This window comes from Rhodovulum sp. DZ06, from assembly GCF_050586345.1.
Lineage (GTDB): Bacteria > Pseudomonadota > Alphaproteobacteria > Rhodobacterales > Rhodobacteraceae > JBOCEF01.
Map to the genome: position 1 here is coordinate 1 of NZ_JBOCEF010000097.1, position 3,640 is coordinate 3,640.

Sequence of the window (3,640 nt, forward strand, 5' to 3'; positions counted from 1 at the left end):
AAAGCCGAAAGAAGCGTCCGCCCTTCCACATCCCCAGCAACGGCTTTCCCGTTCACACGCATCGAAACGATCGTCATGATGATTTCTCCCTGTCAGGCCGCGCCGATCAGCCGGTGATCCGCTTCAGCCAGGATTTCTTCTCGCCGCCCTCGGCGGCGTCGCCGGCGGCCGCGGCCTCCCCGGCGTCTTCGGACGGGCCCTCGACCTGCTCGCGGAAGCGGTCGAAGAACTGGTCGGCCATCTTGCGGGCGAAGCCGCCGATGACGCGGGAGCCGAGCTGCGCGAGCTTGCCGCCCACCTGCGCGTCGACCTGGTAGGTCAGCTCGGTGCCCTCTTCATGATCGGCCAGCGACACGTCCGCGCCGCCCTTGGCGAAGCCGGCGGCGCCGCCCTTGCCCTCGCCCACGATCTTGTACGAGGTCGGGGGGTTCACGTCCTGCAGCGTCACCGCGCCCTTGAAGGTGGCCTTCACCGGGCCGACCTTCTGCACGACCGTCGCCTCGAAGCCTTCCTCGGGGGAGCCGGTCAGCTCCTGGCACCCGGGGATGCAGGCCTTGAGGGTCTCGGCGTCGTTCAGCGCGGCCCAGACCTGGTCGCGCGGGGCCTTGATGACGCGGGTTCCGGAGAGTTCCATCGCGGCGTCCTTTCGTTGATATGGGAGGAGGTTAGAAGGGGTCCCGCGGCTGCGCCATGGCGCCTTGGGATGAAGACGGGTGCGAAAGGGCGCGCGCGTCAGTTCGCGCGCGGCAGGACCTCCCGCTCGATGGTCGGGAACAGGTGGGCGGTGGAGCGCGAAAGCTCCTGCGGCATGGCCCCGAGCGACGCGAAGCGCCCGGGCGGGCCTTCGCGGATGATGTCCATCATGTCGAGCCCGTCCGCCGCGGCCCGGCGCAGGCGGGCGTCCAGCCATTCAAGATAGGCGTCGGTCTGGCGCAGGGAGGCCCGCGCCGGGTCGAACGGCCCGTGGCCGGGGATCACCGCCGCCGGGGACAGGGCGTCCAGGGCGGCGATGGAGGCGCGCCATTCGGCGATGTCCGCGTCGGGCGTGGTCGGCGCGCGGTCGAGGAAGGCGAGGTCGCCCGCGATCAGCACCCCCGTCGCCTCGTCCAGCAGCGCGAGGTCCGAGGCGGTGTGCCCCTTCAGCGCCAGCGCCTGGAAGCGGCGGCCGAGGATCTCGACCGGGCCGGGCTGCAGCACCCGCGTCGGCGGGGTGGGTTCCGTCCCGCGCATCCAGTCGCCGAGCATCCGGTAAAGGTTGTCGGCATAGGCGTCGCCCATCTGCGTCGCCATCAGCCCGGTGGGGCCGAGCGCGCGGATCGGCAGGTCGGCGAAGACCTGGTTGCCGAAGAAATGGTCGGGGTGGTGGTGGGTGATCAGCGCCTCCTGCGCGCCGAGCGGGTGGATCAGCTGGGCGGCGGCCCGCAGCGCCTCGCCATAGCGGCGCGAGGGGCCGGTATCGACGACGATCACGCCGCGCGGGGTCTCGACCAGGGCGATGTTGACGATGGCGCCGCCGTTCTCGCGGGTGAAGTATTCCGTGGCGCCCTCGACCATCCAGATGCCGTCGGCGACCTGCCGGGGCGCGAGATCATAGACATGGCGCGCGGCGGCGAAGACCCGGGCGGGCGCCAGCGCGGCGCCGAGGCCCACCGACAACGCGGCGGGGGCGGCCGCCAGCAGGCCCAGCGCGGCGCGGCGCGAGGGGCGGCGCGAGGAGGAGGACGGCCCGCCGCTCATTCCGTCGGCGCCCCGCGCAGGGTGGCGCGGATCTGCGCGCCGCCATTGTCGCGCCCGCGCAGCTCCAGCGTATTGGGCAGGGAGCCTTCGGCGAAGAACAGGGTGAAGGCGGGGTCCTCGTTCACCGGCTCGTGCAGCTGCAGGCGGGCCATCACCTCGCCCTCGGGGGTCGAGAGCTCCAGGTCCTCGATGATGTAGACCGGGATGCCGTCGGCGAGGCCGGTGTCCATGGGGTGATCGACGATCATCCGCACCCGGCCCGTGTCGGCCCAGAGGCGGCCGTTGACCTCGCCGAGCTTCTCCTCCCAGTCGTCGGCGGCATAGGCCACGGCGGGCGCGGTGCAGCCGCCGCCCGCGGCGTCGATCTCGGTCCCGCCCACGTGCCACGCGCCGTCCGCGGTGCGCACGGCGGCGCGGATCGGGGTGGCCTGGTCGATCTTGAAGCGCAGCGCGATGCGCGGCTCGGCCTTGCCGGGGAAGTAGGAGAGAATTTTCGGGATCGGGCCCCAGTCGACGAAGACGACGATCTCCTCCACGTCCGACAGGGCGGTGGCGTCGACCTCGACCGGCACGTTGAAGCTGTCCTCGGCCGAGAGGGGGGCGCGCACGATCACGCGGTCGTCGAAGCGGATCTTCTCGGGGTCGCCCAGCACCTCGACCTGGCGGTCGGCGAAGATGGCGCTGTCGAACGGATCGTCCAGCGGGGTGCGCGGGCCCTCGAGGGCCGCGGCGGGGGCGGCGCCCAGCGCGAACGCGAGGGCGGCGCGGGTGCCCGCGAACGTCATCTTCGTCGTCATCGTCATCCTCCCAGCATCAGCGCCCCGCGTCGCCCGGGGGCGGCGCGTCACCACTCGGGCGGGATCCAGCTCAGCCCGTGATCGGCGAAGATCCGTTCCATCCGCCCGTCCTGCACCGCGGCGCGGATCGCGTCGTCGACGGCGTAGCCGAGGGCGCGCCAGTTGTGGCGCACGGCGATGCCGATGGTCCATTCGCCCACCGCCAGGCCCGGCAGGGGCGGGGCGTGGACGGCGAGGCGGTCCTCGTCCTTCGCGAACCATTCGAGCTGGCCCTGCGCGCCCATCACCGCCTGCACCTCGCCCGCCTTCATCGCCTCCATCGCGAGGCCGGGCGAGCGGAAGCGGCGGATGTTGGGCGCGACGGCCCCGTTCCCCATGCCCGACAGGTAGAAATCGGCGATCGAGTCGTTCTCCACCCCCACCTTGTCGAAGCGGAAATAGGCCGGGACGGGCTTCTCGTCCTCGTAGAACGCGGCGTCATAGGCGATGGCGATGCGCTCGTTCTGGTACTGGCCCTGCAGGACCACCAGCTCGTTGCGGATCGCCAGCTCGCGGTTGTAGGGCGCGCGCAGCATCACGTTGGCGACGCGCCCGCCGATATAGTGGCCCTTCCAGACCATGTTGCGCAGGTCGTCGTCGACGGTCTCGTCGGCGCCGTGCAGCAGGAAGCGCGGCTCGACGCCCAGGTCGGCGGCGATCAGCCGGCCGATCTCCACGTCCACGCCGCGGGGCTTGCCGTTCTCCTCCCAGGAATAGGGGGCGAAATCGTCGTAGAGGCCGAACACGATCCAGCCGCGCTCGAGAATGTCCTCGAGGCTCTGCCCCACCACGTCGCGGCCGACATTCTGCGGCCGCTGCGCCAGCGCGGGGGTCGCGGCGACGGAGAGAAGCGAGGCGAGGAACTGGCGGCGGCGCAAGGCGGACCTCCCGGGGTCGGCTGGGGGACGCGAAGGGGCGGAGGGGGGGGGGGGGGGGGGGGGGGGGGGGGGTCGGGTGGGGGGGGGGGGGGGGGGGGGCCCCCCCCCCCCCCAACGCCCTTTCAGCGCCCCGTCCCGCCTCCCGACGCCCCCGACACGCCCCCCCCACGCACGCGCCGCTTGCGCGCG

At 72.5% G+C, this 3,640-nt stretch carries 4 protein-coding genes; all 4 read right to left on the reverse strand.

Annotation, left to right across the window (positions count from 1 at the left end):
- Positions 1 to 106: 106 nt before the first annotated feature.
- Positions 107 to 634, reverse strand: a complete 528-nt coding sequence (locus ACQ5SO_RS21235; protein WP_430943651.1) for a CoxG family protein — start codon at positions 632 to 634, stop codon at positions 107 to 109.
- A gap of 98 nt (positions 635 to 732) precedes the next feature.
- Positions 733 to 1,737, reverse strand: a complete 1,005-nt coding sequence (locus tag ACQ5SO_RS21240; RefSeq protein ID WP_430943652.1) for a quinoprotein relay system zinc metallohydrolase 1 — start codon at positions 1,735 to 1,737, stop codon at positions 733 to 735.
- Positions 1,734 to 2,534: a quinoprotein dehydrogenase-associated SoxYZ-like carrier gene (locus tag ACQ5SO_RS21245; protein WP_430943653.1), complete on the reverse strand. Its 801-nt coding sequence runs from the start codon at positions 2,532 to 2,534 to the stop codon at positions 1,734 to 1,736. The genes ACQ5SO_RS21240 and ACQ5SO_RS21245 overlap by 4 nt, the downstream gene beginning before the upstream one ends.
- A 47-nt stretch (positions 2,535 to 2,581) precedes the next feature.
- On the reverse strand, positions 2,582 to 3,451 hold the full coding sequence (locus ACQ5SO_RS21250; RefSeq protein WP_430943654.1) for a substrate-binding periplasmic protein: 870 nt from the start codon (positions 3,449 to 3,451) through the stop codon (positions 2,582 to 2,584).
- Between the last annotated feature and the right edge of the window lie 189 nt (positions 3,452 to 3,640).

What these genes read in the sequence shown, in the direction of transcription:
- ACQ5SO_RS21235 (WP_430943651.1), bottom strand. Translation starts at nt 634, where the DNA reads ATGGAACTCTCCGGAACCCGCGTCATCAAGGCCCCGCGCGACCAGGTC.
- ACQ5SO_RS21240 (WP_430943652.1), bottom strand. Translation starts at nt 1,737, where the DNA reads ATGAGCGGCGGGCCGTCCTCCTCCTCGCGCCGCCCCTCGCGCCGCGCC.
- ACQ5SO_RS21245 (WP_430943653.1), bottom strand. Translation starts at nt 2,534, where the DNA reads ATGACGACGAAGATGACGTTCGCGGGCACCCGCGCCGCCCTCGCGTTC.